This window comes from Frankia sp. CoBUL1 (assembly GCF_978021245.1).
This window is the reverse complement of record NZ_CDXDOS010000064.1, coordinates 1-16325: the sequence shown is the minus strand read 5'-3', so window position 1 is coordinate 16325 and position 16325 is coordinate 1. Positions and strand designations below refer to the sequence as shown.

Here is a 16325-nt window from a genome sequence, read left to right as displayed (position 1 = left end):
CGCCACTGCCACTGCCCACCACCGCCGGGCAGCACCACCGCCGGGCAGCACGGTTCCTCCTACTTTCCCCCCGGCCGGAACGTCCCGCGGACCGGTGGCTGCGCCCGAAGGTGGGGTGTGATGCCTCGCCGGGTGTCACACGTGGCGCAGGGACCGGACGCCGCGGGGCAGGACTTCCCCGAACGACCCCGAACGACCCCGGACGGCTGGGGACAACCGGGGACGACCGCACCGAGCCCACGGGGTGGTTCCGCCCACAGCTTGTGGAAAACGTTGTGGACAGCCTGCGGTCGGAACGGTGGAGCGGCAGTGGACAGCCTGTGGATAACTCGGGGACGGCCTGTGGAGGGACAACGTGGTCCTTGTGGACGCAGATCGGGCCTGGGGATAACCACTGCGCGCATGCACAGATCCACCCACAAGATTTGCACCGGCCAACAACCCTCTGACCTGCAGAAACAGAGGTTATCCCCAGTGTCCACACCCCCTACTACTACGACCAACTAGATCTTTCTAAGAATGATCAAAAGCTCTTAGTACTAGGGGGTGTGGACAACGGCTCCAGCGCGGGTCCGAGCGCCCTACGTGCCGCGACTCGGCCCCGGGCAAGCACCCGGGGCGCGGCCGACCGCTCGTCAGCGCCTGCTGGCACTCTGAGATGCTGGTCGGTGTTCCCTGCGGGGTGACTCCGAACAACCGGAGGGAACGACAGGAGGCCTAACCATGAAGTTCCGGGTGGAACGGGACGAATTCACCGAAGCGGTCGCCTGGACCGCACGCACGTTGCCGAGCCGGCCGACCACCCAGTTGCAGGTGCTCTCGGGTCTGCTCCTCGACGCGACCGGACCGATACTCAAGATCGCCGCGTACGACTACGAGGTGGCCGCCCAGTGCACGGTGCACGCAACCGTGTCGGAGGAGGGGCGCGGGCTCGTCAACGGCAAACTGCTCGCGGAGATCACCCGGGCGCTGCCTGCGGCACCGGTCGATCTGGGCATCGACGGCACCCGCCTGGTGATCACTTGTGGCAATGCTCGGTTCGCGTTGCCGATGCTGCCGGTGGACGACTACCCCGCCCTTCCGGCCATGCCCCCGATCACGGGGCACATCGAGGGATCCGCGTTCGCCGCGGCGGTCTCACAGGTGGCGATCGCGGCCGGTCGTGACGACACGCTGCCGGTCCTCACCGGGGTCCGTATCGAGATCGAGGGGGACACTCTCACCCTCGCCGCGACCGACCGTTACCGGCTCGCCGTGCGGACGCTGAAGTGGCGACCGTCGGAGACAGCCGCCGGGCTCGATGAGGACGGTGTGACCGGTGTGGACGGCCCCCCGCCCACACCGGTCACTGTCGCTCTCGTGCCGGCCCGCACCCTGCTCGACACCGCGAAGTCGTTGTCGGGTTCGGGGGTGGAGGTATCCATCGCGCTCGGGACCGGCCCCTCCGGCGAGACGCTGGCCGGTTTCGCCGGCTCGACCCGGCAGACGACGACCCGGTTGCTCGACGGAAGCTTCCCGCCCTACCGCAAGCTGTTGCCGGACAGTTCGCCGTTGATCGCGCAGCTGGAGATCGCCCCGTTGCAGGAGGCCGTCAAACGGGTGGCGCTGGTCGCCGCGAAGACCGCACCGGTGCAGCTGACGTTCTCCCCGGACCACCTCGTGCTGGAGGCCGGGACTGGCGGTGAGGCGCAGGCGACGGAGACCCTCCCGGTGACCTACGACGGGCCGGAGCTGTCCGTGGCGTTCAACCCGTCGTACCTGCTCGACGCACTCGGGGCGCTGGAGTCGGACGTCGCACGGATCGGTTTCGCCAGCGCGGAGGACCCGGCGGTGGCGGCGAACAAGCCGGCGATCCTGACCGGGAAGGCCGACGACGGCGAGGTCCCCGACTACCGGTACCTGCTGATGCCGATCCGCCTGCACGGGTGACGTGCACCTCACGCACCTGTCCCTCGTCGACTTCCGCTCCTACCCGGCCCTTGACCTGACTCTGGGTCCGGGAGTGGCCACCTTCGTGGGTGGTAACGGCCAGGGGAAGACCAACGTGATTGAGGCGATCAGCTACGTCGCCACGTTGGCCAGCCACCGGGTCGCCGGGAACGCCCCGCTGGTCCGTGACGGCGCGTCTCGGGCGGTCATCCGCGCCAGGATCGTCCGGGGTGACCGGGCCGCGCTGGTGGAGATCGAGATCGTTCCGGGAAAGGCGAACCGGGCCCGGTTGAACCGGGCTCCCGTCGCCCGGCCGCGTGACATCGTCGGTCTGCTGTGCACCGTGCTGTTCGCCCCGGAGGACCTGGCCCTGGTGAAGGGGGATCCGGCGCAGCGTCGTCAGTTCCTCGACGAGCTGCTGATCGCCCGGACCCCGAGGATGGCCGCGGTCCTCGGCGACTACGACCGGGTCCTCAAACAACGATCGACCCTGCTACGCACCGCCGGGACGGCCCGGCGAGCTGGGGGGCAGGGAGATCTGCGCACCCTCGATGTCTGGGACGGGTACCTGGCCGCGCATGGCGCCGAGGTGCTGGCCACGCGGTTGGCACTCGTCGACGCGTTGCGGCCGGCCGTGGCCGCGGCGTACGAGGCCGTCGCCGGCGCCGAGTCCGCTACCGCGCTGGACTACCGTTCCAGCGTCACCCTCCCGGACATCTTGCATGCGTCCGGTCCACCCGGTCCACCGGGCCAGCCAGAGCACCCGGGCGCGGGTCGGCCGGGTCCGGCGGCACCGGATCGGACCATGCTGGCGGAGGCGATCCGCGCCGATCTGGAGGCCGCCCGGCCACGGGAGGTCGAACGGGGGATGACGCTGGTCGGTCCGCACCGCGACGATCTGCTCTTGTCGATCAACGGACTCCCGGCCCGTGGCTACGCAAGTCACGGCGAGTCCTGGTCCCTCGCCCTCGCGCTCAAGCTGGCCTCGTTCGACCTGCTGCGTGCCGATGACCGCGAGCCGGTCCTGCTCCTGGACGACGTCTTCGCCGAATTGGACACGCGTCGCCGCGGTCGGCTCGCGGAACTCGTCGCCTCCGCGGAGCAGGTGCTGGTCACAGCCGCGGTCGAAACCGACGTTCCCACGGAGCTGACCGGGGTGCGGTACGCCGTCGCCGGAGGAGAGGTCCAGCATGCCCACTGAGCGCCCGGACCCCCGGGACCATCCCACCGTGCCCGGGTCCACCGTGCCCGGGCGGTCCCGGGGAGGGGCCGGGCGCCGCGGGAAGACCGAGGGGCCGGACGGCACCGCAGCCCACGGAGCGGACCTGGCTCGGGAGATTCTCGCCCAGGTCAAACGGGACGCGCGGGAGCGTGGGCGGGGACGGTGGGGCGCCGACCACACCGCCCGCCACCCGGCCGGGCCCGGCACTGCTCGCGGTGGCGGGATGCCGGGTGCCGACGGCGGCACGTGGGCCGATGAGGACGCCTCCGCCGGCGCCACCGGGACGGGCGGCCCGTGGGGCCCGGGCTCTCGGGCCCGCCTCGGTGCCCGGCGGGCCGACCCGTCGGACGACCAGGCGCCCCGCCGACCGCGGATGCCGGGCATCGCCCCGCCCGGCCGGGAATGGCGCGAACCGGTCGATTTCGGGACGGCGATCAACCGGCTGCTGGCGGACCGTGGCTGGAAGGCTCAGGCGAGCGACGCGAACGTCCTGGCCCGATGGGATGCCATCGTCGGGCCGGACATCGCCGACCACTGCACCCCGGTGTCCCTGCGTGACGGAGACCTGGAACTTGTCGCGGAGTCGACCGCCTGGGCGACCCAGCTGCGCATGCTGTCCCGGCAGCTCCTCGGCATCCTGCACCGGGAGCTCGGTCCACACGTGGTCCGCCGGATCGTCGTGCGTGGCCCGACGGCGCCGTCCTGGCGGCACGGGTCCATCCGAACCGGCGGTCGAGGACCCCGCGACACCTATGGCTGAGGCCGGCCGGTCGGCTGCTGCCCGCCTGACGTCCCGGTGCTCCTTGGCGCCTGGATCGTGCCTGTGGTATCCGTCGGTGCTGCTGGGGCGATCATGATGGCTCCGCGGGATCGCGGTGTCGGTGACAGTCGTGGAGGCGCGCCAAGGCGGTCGGAGGAGTCGGTCCGGTAGGGGGGGTTGGCCATCCCCATGTGCGTGGCGCTGCGCAGACGCCAGGGGGCTCCCTGCGTCCGCTATGGCGGGTTGCCGGGTAGACTGGTGGATACTTCCGCCCAGAGCGAGGGGACCCGCCGCGTGGCCTACGATGCAAGTTCGATCAAGGTTCTCGAAGGTCTTGACGCGGTTCGCAAGCGTCCGGGCATGTACATCGGCTCCACTGGAGAGCGTGGACTGCATCATCTCGTCTACGAGGTCGTGGACAACGCGGTGGACGAGGCCCTCGCCGGTTACTGCGACACCATCACCGTGACGCTGCTTGCCGACGGCGGGGTGCGGGTCACCGACAACGGCCGCGGCATTCCCGTCGGCATGCATCCCACCGAGAAGCGGCCCGCCGTCGAGGTCGTGCTGACCACCCTGCACGCCGGCGGGAAGTTCGACGGCAAATCGTACGCGGTGTCCGGCGGGCTGCACGGAGTCGGCGTCAGCGTGGTCAACGCGCTGTCCACCCGGCTCGACGTGGAGATCCACCTGGATGGGCACGTCTGGTTCCAGCCGTACGTGGCGACCCGCCCGGACAAGCCGCTGGCCAAGACCGGTACCACCCGCAGGACCGGGACGTCGGTCACCTTCTGGGCGGATCCGACGATCTTCGAGACCACCGAGTACAAGTACGAGACGCTCTCCCGCCGCCTGCAGGAGATGGCCTTCCTGAACAAGGGGCTGTCGATCACACTCGTCGACGAGCGTGACGAGGAACGCGTGGCGGTCACCTACAAGTACGCCAACGGCCTGGTCGACTTCGTCGGTCACCTCAACGCCACGAAGGACACCATCCACCGCAGCGTGATCTCGCTGGAGTCGAAGGGCGTGGGCATCGAGGCCGAGCTCGCGATGCAGTGGAACGGCGGCTACACCGAGTCGGTCTACACCTTCGCGAACACCATCAACACCCACGAGGGCGGCACCCACGAGGAGGGCTTCCGGGCTGCGTTGACCAGCGCCGTCAACGCCTACGCCAAGGACCAGAACCTGCTCAAGCCGGTGAAGGCCGGGGCCAAGAACAGCGACGAGCGGCTCTCCGGCGACGACATCCGGGAGGGCCTTACCGCGATCATCTCGGTGAAGCTCGCGCAGCCGCAGTTCGAGGGCCAGACCAAGACCAAGCTCGGCAACACCGAGGCCAAGAAGTTCGTCCAGGAGATGTGCTACTCAGCGCTCAAGGACTGGTTCGAGGTCAACCGCACCGAGGCTCGGGCCATCGTCAGCAAGGCGCTCGACGCCCAGCGGGCCCGCATCGCCGCCCGTCAGGCCCGCGATCTGACCCGGCGCAAGGGTCTGCTCGGCGGCACCGGCCTGCCGGGCAAGCTCGCCGACTGCCAGTACACCGATCCCGAGCGGTGCGAGCTGTACATCGTCGAGGGTGACTCGGCGGGTGGGTCGGCCAAGGGTGGTCGAGACTCGAAGTTCCAGGCGATCCTCCCGCTGCGAGGAAAGATCCTCAACGTCGAGAAGGCCCGCATCGACCGCGTCCTGAAGAACACCGAGGTCCAGGCCCTCATCCAGGCGCTGGGTACCGGCATCCACGACGATTTCGACACCGCGAAACTGCGCTATCACAAGATCGTTCTGATGGCGGACGCCGACGTCGACGGCCAGCACATCCGGACCCTGCTGCTGACGCTGCTGTTCCGGTTCATGCGCCCGCTGGTTGAGGCCGGTCACGTGTTTCTGGCGCAGCCGCCGCTCTACAAGATCAAATGGGGTAGGGAGGACTGGGAGTACGCCTACTCCGATCGGGAGCGCGACGGGCTGGTCGCCCGCGGGGTGGAGTCCGGGCGCAAGCTGCCCAAGGATGCCATCCAGCGCTTCAAGGGTCTCGGCGAGATGAACGCCACCGAGCTGTGGGACACCACCATGGACCCGGACCGGCGCATCCTGCTGCAGGTCACGCTCGACGACGCGGCGGTCGCCGACGAGTTGTTCTCCGTGCTCATGGGGGAGGATGTCGACGCGCGTCGCAGCTTCATCCAACGTAATGCCAAGGACGTGCGTTTTCTGGACATCTGACCCGGCCGTCTCGCGTGCCTCGGACCGGCCGTCGGTGACCCCTCAGGTCGGTCCGGGCGCTGCGATCCCGACGGTCCGGCCCGGCGAACGGAGGGCTCCGGATCCCGCCCGCCGTCGGGTCCACCCGGCCCCGTCGCCCGGGGCACCCGTCCCGCCCTGACGCTCTGACGACTGCTCCCACTGCCCTGGAAGGACCCCGTGGTCGACGTCCTACCTCCTCCCCCCGGCGACCGCATCGAGCCCATCGGCATCGAAGTCGAGATGCAGCGGTCGTATCTCGACTACGCCATGTCGGTCATCGTCGGCCGTGCGCTGCCGGAGGTACGCGACGGGCTCAAGCCCGTCCACCGCCGGGTCCTCTACGCCATGTACGACGGCGGCTACCGCCCCGACCGCGGGTACTTCAAGTGCTCCCGCGTGGTCGGGGACGTCATGGGTAACTACCACCCCCATGGCGACACGGCGATCTACGACACCCTCGTCCGGCTCGCGCAGGGCTGGTCGTTGCGCTACCCGCTGGTCGACGGGAACGGCAACTTCGGCTCGCCCGGCAACGATCCGCCCGCCGCCATGCGGTACACTGAGGCGCGGATGGCGGCCTTGGCGATGGAGATGTTGCGTGACATCGACCAGGAGACGGTCGACTTCGCCCCGAACTACGACGGGCGTTCGCAGGAGCCGCTTGTTCTGCCCAGCCGGTTCCCGAACCTGCTCGTCAACGGCGCCGGCGGCATCGCGGTTGGCATGGCGACGAACATCCCGCCGCACAACCTGCGCGAGGTCGCGAAGGGCGTGCGGTGGGCACTCGACCACCCGGACGCGAGCGACTCCGAGCTGCTTGAGGCGCTGATCGGCCTGATCAAGGGTCCGGACTTCCCGACCTCGGGGCTCATCGTCGGCCGTAACGGCATCGAGGAGGCCTACCGTACCGGCCGCGGCAGCATCCGGATGCGGGCGGTGGTGAACGTCGAGGAGAACAAGGGCCGCACCCAGCTCGTCGTCACCGAGCTGCCCTACCAGGTGAACCCGGACAACCTCGCCGAGAAGATCGCCGAACTGGTCCGGGACAACAGGGTCACCGGTATCGCCGACGTCCGGGACGAGACCTCGGCGCGCATCGGCCAACGGCTGGTCATCGACCTCAAGCGCGACGCCGTCGCCAAGGTCGTGCTCAACAACCTCTACAAGCACACCCAGCTCCAGGACACCTTCGGCGTCAACATGCTGGCGATCGTCGACGGCGTGCCGCGTACCCTGCGCCTGGACCAGATGGTCCGCTACTACGTCGAGCACCAGATCGACGTCATCGTCCGCCGGACCCGCTATCAGCTGCGCAAGGCCCGCGAGCGGCTGCACGTCCTGGACGGTCTGCTGATCGCGCTGGATCACCTCGACGAGGTCATCAACCTCATCCGCAACGCCGAGTCGGCGGACGTGGCCCGCGGCCAGCTGATGGAACGCTTCTCGCTGTCGGAGATCCAGGCCACCGCCATCCTCGACATGCAGCTGCGCCGGCTCGCCGCCCTGGAACGTCAGCGGATCATCGACGAGGCGGCCGAACTTCGCGCGAAGATCTCCGATCTGGAGGCGATCCTGGCCTCGCCGACCCGGCAGCGGCAGATCATCGGCGAGGAGCTCGCCGAGGTCGTCGAGAAGTTCGGCGACGAGCGGCGGACCCGTCTCGTCCCGTTCGAGGGCGACATGTCCATCGAGGACCTGATCGCCCAGGAGGATGTGGTCGTCACCGTCACCCGCGGCGGCTACGCCAAGCGCACCAAGACCGACCTCTACCGCTCGCAGCGCCGCGGCGGCAAGGGCGTGCAGGGCGCGGCGCTGCGCGAGGACGACATCGTCGAGCACTTCTTCGTCACGACCACCCACCACTGGCTGCTGTTTTTCACGAACAAGGGTCGGGTGTACCGGGCGAAGGCGCACGAGCTGCCCGAGCAGGCCAGGTCGGCCAAGGGCCAGCACGTCGCGAACATCCTGGCCTTCGGACAGGATGAGCGGATCGCCGAGGTCATCGCGGTCAAGGACTACGAGGCCGCCCCCTACCTGGTCCTGGCGACCAAGCGCGGGCTGTGCAAGAAGACCGCGCTGCATGACTTCGACTCGAACCGGGCCGGTGGCCTGGTGGCGATCAACCTACGCGACGACGACGAGCTGATCGCCGCCCGGCTCGTGGCGCCCGGCGACGATCTGCTCCTGGTCAGCCGCAACGCCCAGTCGATCCGGTTCCACGCCGACGACGAGCAGCTGCGGCCGATGGGCCGGGCGACCTCGGGTGTGATCGGTATGCGGTTCGATGCCGAGGACGAACTGCTGTCCATGGACGTTGTCGTGCCGGGTACGACGGCGGATCTGCTCGTCGCCACCTCCGGTGGATACGCGAAGCGGACGCCGCTGGCCGAGTACCCGGTGCAGGGCCGTGGTGGCAAGGGCGTGCTGACCGCTAAGATCGTCTCGACTCGCGGTGGTCTGGTGGGGGCACTCGTCGTCGATCCCGACGACCAGCTCTACGCCATCGCCTCCAACGGGGGTGTATTGCGGACCGTTGCCAAGGATGTACGGCGGGCGCAGCGGCAGACCATGGGAGTCCGGCTCATCGATCTGGAGTCCGGGGTGCAGGTTGTCGGAGTCGCACGTAATGCTGATGCGGAGGACACCGACGCTCGTATTGACGCCGGGCCCCAGGAAAGCTGAGAGCGAGCCCCGAGAGGCTGACGATCTCGTGGTCGTGGCCACCCACGCCGAGAACGACGCCGCCCGAGGGGACGGGTGTGCGCGGGACCCGTGCACACCGTCAGGACTGAACCGGGAGAGTCCGTGAGTGACAGTCAGGAAGACCGGCCAGCCCGGTCGGCGGTCTACCGCGGCCCCTCCTCGGCCGCCGGGGCGGAGGGATCGCGTGCCACCGAGCAGTCCCGCCGGCCGAGCGGAGGGGACGGGGCCGGCCCACGGTCCACGGTGAGACCCGCTTCCGTTGGTTCCTCCGGTGCTGGCGGCGCGGCCAGAGGCGCGAGCTCCTCCGGCCCGGATTCCGCGGGTTCCGCCGGTGTTTCCGATTCCGCCGGGCGTGATTCGGAAGCCGGCAGCCGGGCCGGCGCCGGGACGGCGTCGGGACGCGCGGCGGACGCCGCGGGCCGCTCGTTGTCGCTGCGGGACGGCCGTGGGGAGGACGCCGGCAGCGAGACGGTGAAGGTGCCCGCGGCCGGCGGTGGGCCCGAGTCCGGTAATCCGTTCTTCCAGCGGCCCGGGCGGTCCGGTCGGCCCGTGGAGGAGTGGGAGGGCGGCCGCGGCCCGGCCGGAGGCGCGGCGGACGCGCTGCGGTCCTCCGCCGGGGGGCCGACGGGTTCGATTGGGTCGTCGAAGGTCGGGTCGTCGAAGGCCGGGTCGCCGAAGGCCGGGTCGTCAAAAGCCCATTCGGCTGAACCCGGCTCGTCGGCGTCGGGTGCGGGTTCGGCGGGTTCGGCGGGTTCGGCGGCGTCCCGCTCCGGATCGGTCCCCGACGGGGCGAAGTCTCCCTTGTCCTCGCGGTCCTTGTCCACCTCTTCCGCGGGCGCGTCGGGCGCAGGGTCGTCGGCTGGCACCTCCACGGGACGTGCCAGCGGAACGTCGTCGGTGTCCCCATCCGGGTCGGCTCGTACCGGGGCCGCTGGAACCGACTCCGACGAGGCGGGCTTGGCTACCCGGAAACTCGGCTCGGCCGCCGTATCGTCGCCGGCGAAGCCCCTCGGCCCAGCGCCACCCGGACCCGGTCGAGCCACGCCAGGGGGGCCGGCAGTTCGCGTGGAGCCCCCGGCCGAGTGGCCACGGGAGACCGACACCATCTCCCTGGTCCGCCCGCCCAGCATGACGAGGAGCCATACCACGAAGCCCGACAGGAACCGTGCCGCGCCCGAGCGCATGCCCGCCCCCGATCCGGTACGCCCCGCCGCGCCGGGTCCGGCGGGGGGGAGGTCCGGCGGTGCCGGCCCCACGGCGGCCTACGACCGGCCGCTCGCGGCGCCGGAGTCCGCGGGTACCACCACGACGGGTGCTCTGAACAGCGTGACCACGACCTCCCCCGGTGCGCTCGACGACCAGTTCGAACCGGTCTCCGCTGAGCGGGCGGGTGCCGGTCACTCCCCTGGCCGGTCCGGTTCCGGCTCGTCCGGTTCCGCCCGCCCGCCCGGTCAGGGCCGGCGGGCCAAGCTCAAGCTGTCCAAGGTCAATCCTCTCACGGTGACCCGGGTCAGCTTCGCGTTCTCCCTCTGCGTCTTTGTGGTTCTGCTCGTCGCGATCGCCGTGCTGTGGTTCGTCCTGAACTCGATCGGCGTGTTCGACAGCGTCTCCGACGCGGCCGATACCCTGACCGACAGCAGCAGCACCGACATCCGAGGATGGCTGTCGTTCGGCCGGGCAATGCAGATCAGCTTGCTCATCGGGGCGATCAACGTCATCCTCATGACCGCGCTGTCCACGCTCGGTGCCCTGCTCTACAACCTCTGCGCCGAGATGATCGGCGGCGTCGAGCTGACTTTGAGTGATCAGTAGCTTGGAGGGACGGCGGCGGTCCCACTCCTGCGCCGCCGTCCTGTATTCTTGCACTCGCAGCACGGACCTATAGCTCAGTCGGTTAGAGCGCTTCCCTGATAAGGAAGAGGTCGGTGGTTCAAGTCCACCTAGGTCCACGCGCTGGTCGATCATGCTCGTTGCCCTCTGGGCGGCTTCGCCGTGGCCGTTATGCTGGTCGGGGGGCCAAGCCCCCCGACCCCCCGTGTTGCGCCTTCGGCGCTCGCCGTGCCCGGTGGGATGGTCGGGCCGTCGGTGGCGAGGTCTGAGAGCGGGCCCGGGCCGACGTGCTGCGGGAGGTCGCGGGCAACGCCATAGGGCCGATTCCCGGCTGCATAAACCGTCCACCGGTGATCCGGGAAGATCCCCGCGCCTGCGGGATAAAGCGGACACAAAACCCTCTGGATGGGCAAGTCTCCCTCGTTGCCGCAGATCTTGGACTCACGACGAAGAGTCCTAGTGTGACGCAGAGCACGCAGTCAGGGCACAGTGTCGGCCCATTTCAGTGAAGATCGGCACTCAATATCCTAATGTGCCAGGAAGCGGCGCCACCCTCGACGTCGAGGAACCAGGACATGGCCCGAGACGGACGGAGGGCGCACAGTTGCGGATTGCGTTGTTGTCGTACCGGAGTCTGCCCACCTGCGGTGGCCAGGGTGTGTACGTCCGACATCTGTCCCGCGAACTGGTCGCCCTGGGGCACCGCGTCCAGGTGGTGAGCGGGCCGCCGTACCCGGTGCTTGAGGAGGGTGTCGGCCTCACCGAACTGCCCAGCCTCGATCTCTACCGGGACTCCGACCCGTTCCGGTGGCCCGGACTGGCCGAGTTCCACGGCCTGCCGGACGTCGTCGAGTTCGCCATGATGCGGACCGGCCAGTTCTCCGAGCCGCTCGCCTTCAGCCTGCGTGCCTGCCAGGCCCTGCGCCCCAGGGCATCCGGGGGTCGGCCGCCGTTCGACATCGTCCATGACAACCAGGGGCTGGGATACGGCCTGCTGGCGCTGCGGGCAGCCCTGCGCCCGTACCGGATCCCGGTCGTGGGCACCGTGCATCATCCGATCACGGTCGATCGCCGCCTGCACCTCGCCGCGGCGACCACCTTCACCTCCCGGCTGGGCCTGCGCCGGTGGTACTCGTTCCTCCCGATGCAGGCCCGGGTCGCGCGGGGGCTGGATGGCATTGTCATCCCGTCGGAGAGCTCCCGGCGAGAGATCATCGCGGACATGGACCTCCCCACGACGGTCATGCGCACGGTTCCCTTGGGAGTCGACGCCGACGTCTTCACGCCGGCGCCCGCGGGCAATCCGGCGGTTCCGGGCCGTGTCGTCGTCGTGACCAGCGCCGATGTTCCGCTCAAGGGCCTGCTTGTCCTGCTCGAGGCGCTCGCGAAGCTGCGGGTGGATCGCTCGGCGCACCTGGTCTGCGTCGGCAAGGTCCGCGAAGGGGGAACGGCCCAGCGCCAGGTCGCCGAGCTGGGCCTGGCCGACGCCGTGACGTTCCGTTCCAACATGCCGGAACCGGAGCTGGTGGACCTGTTGCGCTCCGCCGAGGTCGCAGTCGTTCCCTCGCTTTACGAGGGGTTCAGCCTGCCCGCCGTCGAGGAGATGGCCTGCGGGATCCCGCTGGTCGCCACCACCGCCGGGGCGTTGCCCGAGGTCGCCGGTCCGGACGGGGAGGCCGCGTTGCTGGTCCCACCGGGGGATGCGGGAGCCCTGGCGGACGCCATCGGTTCCCTGCTCGATGATCCCGAACGACGGGCCCGAATGGGTGCCGCCGGGCGCCGCCGGGTGGAGGCGCGGTTCTCCTGGCGGGCGGCCGCCGCGGCCACCGCGGACTGGTACGCCGAGCGGATCGCGGCGGTCGGCGGGACGCCCACCTCCCCGGCCCCGGCCCCGGCCCCGGGACCGGCGGCCCAGTGGACGCCGGCACCGCTATCCACACCCGGCGCCGTCACACCCGGCGCCGCGGCGTCCGCACCGGCGTCGTCGACGCTGACCGGCTGACGGCCGACGCATGCTGACCGTCGACTTCGACCAGTTTCCCGTCTCCGCGGGCTGCCGGCTGCTCGACCTGGGCTGCGGCGCCGGACGGCACACGTTCGAGGCGTTCCGACGGGGCGCCGAGGTCATCGCGCTGGACCACTCCGCCGGCGAGGTCGCCGGCGTCAACGCGATGCTCGCCGCGATGGCTCTGGAGGGACAGGCTCCGCCCAAGGCGAAGGCCGCCGGAGTGCGCGGTGACGCGCTGGCGCTGCCGTTCGCCGACGGCACCTTCGACCGGATCATCGCCGCCGAGGTGCTCGAACACCTGCCCGCCGACACGGCGGCGATGACGGAGATCGCCCGGGTGCTACGGCCCGGGGGGTGGGTGGCGGTCACCGTCCCGAACCGGTTCTCCGAGCAGGTGTGCTGGAGCCTGTCGACGGCTTATCACAGCGTCGAGGGGGGCCATGTCCGCATCTACCGCCGGGACGAGCTTCGTGACCGGTTGATCGCGGTGGGACTGGAACCGGCCGGCACCCATTTCGCACACGCCCTGCACGCCCCGTACTGGTGGCTGCGCTGTCTCGTCGGTGTCCACGACGACGACCATCCGGCGACGCGGCTTTACCACCGGCTGCTGGTGTGGGACATGATGCGCCGTCCCCGCATCACCCGGCTCGCCGAGCGGGCCCTCAATCCGATCATCGGCAAGAGCATCGTGCTGTATTTGAGGAAACCGGAGGTAACGCGTGCGGCCGGTTGAGTCTGCTCCGGTCCTGACCCCCGAGGCGCTCACCGCGACCGCGACCGCGATCGCCGTCGTCCAGGAGCCGGACGGTGCCATCCCCTGGTATCCCGGTGGCCACACCGACCCGTGGGATCATCTCGAATGCGCCATGGCCCTCGACCTCGGCGGCCTGGTCGACGCCGCCGACGCCGCGTGGGCCTGGCTGTGCCGCAACCAGCGGCCGGATGGATCCTGGGCGACGAGCTACGTCGGCGGCGCGGTCAAGGAGGACTTCGCCGACAGCAACCAGTGCGCCTATGTCGCCACCGCCGCCTGGCACCGCTGGTTGGCCACCGGTGACCGCGCCTTCCTCACGAGGATCTGGCCGGTCGTCGAGGCAGCCCTGGGCTTCGTCGTCGACATGCAGAGCCCGACCGGACAGATCTGGTGGGCCCGGTCGTCGGACGGTGTCGACTACCCCGAGGCCCTGCTGACGGGATGCTCCAGCACGTTGCACAGCCTGCGCTGCGGGATGGCGCTCGCAGCCCTGGTCGGGGAGGTGCCACCGGCCTGGGAACGGGCGACCGGCGCGCTGCGGCACACCCTCGTCGCTCACCCAGAGTACTTCGCCCCTCGCGACCGGTGGTCGATGGACTGGTACTACCCGGTGATCGGCGGAGCGCTGCGCCGGTCCGCGGGTCGGTCCCGGCTCACCAGCCGGTGGAACGACTTCGTCGTCGACGGTCTGGGCATCCGCTGCGTGGCCGACGAGCCCTGGGTCACGGGGGCCGAGACCTGCGAACTAGCCATCGCCCTGCATCTCGTGGGCGAGACCGCCGCGGCGACCAAGTTGGTCACGGACATGCAGCACCTGCGGCACGCCGACGGGAGCTACTGGACGGGCTGGCAGTTCGAGACCGCGACGTTCTGGCCGGCCGAACAGTCGACCTGGACCGCGGCGGCGGTGATCCTCGCGGTCGACACGTTGGCCGGCGGGGTCACCGAGACCCTCTTCCGCGGCGACGGCCTCCCCGAGGGGATCTGTGTCCTCGACAAGGAGTCCGACGAGCCTCGGCAGGGCGGCAGGCGGCTTCCGGAGTCGCGGACGGGGGTGGTGACGGAGCCGGGAACGGAGCCGGGGACGGGGGTGGTGACGCCCGCCGAACGCCGGCTTCCTCGGCAGCGGCCGGCATGCGGATGCCGCTCAGTCGACGCGGCGTAGGACGCGCAGCGAACCCGCGCACGACAGCTCGCGGAAGCCCTCCGTCAGCGCCCGCACCAAGACGTGGTAAGGCGCCTGGCCCCCGTCCGCCGGGTCCGGAAAGACGTCGTGGATGGCCAGGAGACCGCCGGGCCGCACGTGGCAGGCCCAGGCCCCGTAGTCCGCCTGGGCCTGCTCCTCGGTGTGCCCGCCGTCGAGGAAGAGCAGGTCGGCCGGGGTCGACCACCATCGCCCCACCCGTTCGGAGCGGCCGACGACCGCCGTCACGACGTCCTCGACGCCCGCGTCCTCCAGCGTCCGCCGCAGGAAGGGCAGCGTGTCCAGCCGGCCGCTACGCGGGTCGACGAGATCGGCGTCGTGGTACTCCCACCCGGGTTGGTTCTCCTCCGACCCGCGATGATGATCCACGGTGATCACCGTCGCTCCCACCGTCCGGGCGGCTGCGGCCAGGTACAGGGTCGACTTACCGCAGTAGGTGCCGACCTCGCAGATCAGGCCGCCGGCCGATACCCGTGTTGCCGCCGCGTAGAGCGCCAGGCCCTCCTCCGTGGGCATGAAGCCCGTCGCCGCCTCGGCCGCCCGCCGCAACACCACATCCACCGCCGACTCTCTCTTTCTCGCAGGACGGATAGCCTTTCTTGCAGGACAGGTAGCGCGCGCCGGTGGCTCGCTACCTGCCGAGCTGCGCGGCCACCTCGACCCGTCGGGCGAAGATCTCCTCGGTCCGCTCCTCCATCTCGCGGAGGGCCTTCTTGCGTCCGCGGCTCGACAGCCGGTCCAGGTAGAGGCTGCCGTACAGGTGATCGGTCTCATGCTGCAGGCAACGGGCGAAATAGCCGGTTCCCTCCAGGCGGAGCGGGGCACCGTGCTGGTCCTGACCGCGGACAGCGGCATGCTCCAGCCGGGCGACCTCCATGTAGGCCCCCGGAACAGACAGGCACCCCTCATCCCCCTTGACGAGCCGGCGCTCCGCCGGCGGCGCTTCCTCCAGGACGGGGTTGACCAGATGGCCCACGTGCCGCACACCGTCCTCGTCGGTGCAGTCATAGACGAAGACCGCGGCGTCGACGTCGATCTGGTTCGCGGCGAGTCCGACACCTTCGGCGCCGTACATGGTGGTGAACATGTCATCGATCAGCGCAGCGAGCTCCGCGGTCCCGAACTCGGTGATTTTCTTACAGGGCCGGTGCAGAACAGGCTCGCCGACAACGGTGATCCTGCGGATGGAACCGCGGCCGACCTCCGGCGGCAGCTGGGGGTAGGAGTCCACCGGCTCCCCCAGCACTCGGACCCGCCGATCGATCTTCTCGTCCTTCTCGTCAGATCGCGTCAAGCGCGAGGCCATGGCGAGCATCTCCTTCCATCCGACCGGGGCGCGCCTGCGCGTGAGCCGATCCTGCCGACCGGCAGGATCGGCCCCGCGCCACCGCCGATCCTCGACGTGCTTCGTCCGCTACGAGCTTGACAGATCGCACCCCCTGTCCGCTCGGCGGACTGGTCGCTCCCGTGATCAACAGTGTCACCAGGTGCGGCGCCATCATGGCCGCTACCTGCGGGAAGAGCGCGGACCTCAGACTGTTCATTGCATGGCGCAACTTCACCAACACCATACGCACATAAGGCTCCCCAAAAACGGGGAGCCTTTTCCGTGCCCGGTCGCACGCGGTCATGCCCGACCGTGCCCGGCCGCGTCCTATCGCC

The 16325-nt window shown here is 70.0% G+C and carries 12 protein-coding genes and 1 tRNA gene; 10 read left to right on the top strand and 3 right to left on the bottom strand.

Annotated elements, in window-relative coordinates; all coding sequences use genetic code 11:
* The first annotated feature begins 723 nt into the window (after window positions 1-723).
* The 5 genes from dnaN to gyrA all read left to right on the top strand — a co-directional run bounded on the left by dnaN (window position 724) and on the right by gyrA (window position 8843).
* Window positions 724-1929, top strand: a complete 1206-nt coding sequence (gene dnaN, locus AC08OX_RS07485) for a DNA polymerase III subunit beta (protein WP_476607143.1) — start codon at window positions 724-726, stop codon at window positions 1927-1929.
* A 1-nt stretch (window position 1930) separates the two neighbouring features.
* On the top strand, window positions 1931-3130 hold the full coding sequence (gene recF / locus AC08OX_RS07480; RefSeq protein ID WP_476607142.1) for a DNA replication/repair protein RecF: 1200 nt from the start codon (window positions 1931-1933) through the stop codon (window positions 3128-3130).
* The gene (locus AC08OX_RS07475; protein ID WP_476607141.1) at window positions 3120-3911 is read left to right on the top strand and encodes a DciA family protein; all 792 of its coding nucleotides are present in this window, start codon (window positions 3120-3122) and stop codon (window positions 3909-3911) included. Before recF ends, AC08OX_RS07475 begins: the two co-directional genes overlap by 11 nt.
* A 294-nt stretch (window positions 3912-4205) precedes the next feature.
* Window positions 4206-6140, top strand: coding sequence for a DNA topoisomerase (ATP-hydrolyzing) subunit B (gene gyrB / locus AC08OX_RS07470; RefSeq protein WP_476607140.1), 1935 nt, complete (start codon window positions 4206-4208; stop codon window positions 6138-6140).
* Between the two features lie 198 nt (window positions 6141-6338).
* Window positions 6339-8843 (top strand): DNA gyrase subunit A, encoded by a 2505-nt coding sequence (gene gyrA, locus AC08OX_RS07465; RefSeq protein ID WP_476607139.1) that lies wholly within the window; start codon window positions 6339-6341, stop codon window positions 8841-8843.
* A gap of 164 nt (window positions 8844-9007) precedes the next feature.
* Here the strand turns inward: gyrA and AC08OX_RS07460 are convergent, their stop codons facing one another.
* Window positions 9008-9730, bottom strand: coding sequence for a hypothetical protein (locus tag AC08OX_RS07460; protein WP_476607138.1), 723 nt, complete (start codon window positions 9728-9730; stop codon window positions 9008-9010).
* 316 nt (window positions 9731-10046) lie between these two features.
* Here AC08OX_RS07460 and AC08OX_RS07455 point away from each other — a divergent pair, with 316 nt between their 5' ends.
* From AC08OX_RS07455 to AC08OX_RS07435, 5 genes are all read left to right on the top strand, one after another.
* Window positions 10047-10676: a DUF3566 domain-containing protein gene (locus AC08OX_RS07455; RefSeq protein ID WP_476607137.1), complete on the top strand. Its 630-nt coding sequence runs from the start codon at window positions 10047-10049 to the stop codon at window positions 10674-10676.
* A gap of 63 nt (window positions 10677-10739) precedes the next feature.
* Window positions 10740-10813: transfer RNA gene (locus tag AC08OX_RS07450), tRNA-Ile, on the top strand.
* 485 nt (window positions 10814-11298) lie between these two features.
* Window positions 11299-12696: a glycosyltransferase family 4 protein gene (locus AC08OX_RS07445; RefSeq protein ID WP_476607136.1), complete on the top strand. Its 1398-nt coding sequence runs from the start codon at window positions 11299-11301 to the stop codon at window positions 12694-12696.
* Window positions 12697-12706: 10 nt separating this feature from the next.
* Window positions 12707-13438, top strand: coding sequence for a class I SAM-dependent methyltransferase (locus tag AC08OX_RS07440; protein WP_476607135.1), 732 nt, complete (start codon window positions 12707-12709; stop codon window positions 13436-13438).
* Window positions 13425-14624 carry a hypothetical protein gene (locus AC08OX_RS07435; RefSeq protein WP_476607134.1) on the top strand — a complete coding sequence of 400 codons (1200 nt, stop codon included), beginning with the start codon at window positions 13425-13427 and terminating at the stop codon, window positions 14622-14624. Before AC08OX_RS07440 ends, AC08OX_RS07435 begins: the two co-directional genes overlap by 14 nt.
* Here AC08OX_RS07435 and AC08OX_RS07430 read toward each other — a convergent pair.
* Together AC08OX_RS07430 and def are read right to left on the bottom strand one after the other, a co-directional pair.
* Window positions 14607-15224: a class I SAM-dependent methyltransferase gene (locus tag AC08OX_RS07430; protein ID WP_476607133.1), complete on the bottom strand. Its 618-nt coding sequence runs from the start codon at window positions 15222-15224 to the stop codon at window positions 14607-14609. The genes AC08OX_RS07435 and AC08OX_RS07430 overlap by 18 nt on opposite strands.
* Before the next feature lie 70 nt (window positions 15225-15294).
* A complete protein-coding gene (def, locus tag AC08OX_RS07425) occupies window positions 15295-15969 on the bottom strand; it encodes a peptide deformylase (protein ID WP_476607132.1) in 675 nt (224 codons plus the stop codon).
* Window positions 15970-16325: the final 356 nt, after the last annotated feature.

Coding starts and splice junctions, on each gene's coding strand:
- dnaN (WP_476607143.1), top strand. CDS start 724: ATGAAGTTCCGGGTGGAACGGGACGAATTCACCGAAGCGGTCGCCTGG.
- AC08OX_RS07475 (WP_476607141.1), top strand. CDS start 3,120: ATGCCCACTGAGCGCCCGGACCCCCGGGACCATCCCACCGTGCCCGGG.
- AC08OX_RS07455 (WP_476607137.1), top strand. CDS start 10,047: ATGCCCGCCCCCGATCCGGTACGCCCCGCCGCGCCGGGTCCGGCGGGG.
- AC08OX_RS07440 (WP_476607135.1), top strand. CDS start 12,707: ATGCTGACCGTCGACTTCGACCAGTTTCCCGTCTCCGCGGGCTGCCGG.
- def (WP_476607132.1), bottom strand. CDS start 15,969: ATGGCCTCGCGCTTGACGCGATCTGACGAGAAGGACGAGAAGATCGAT.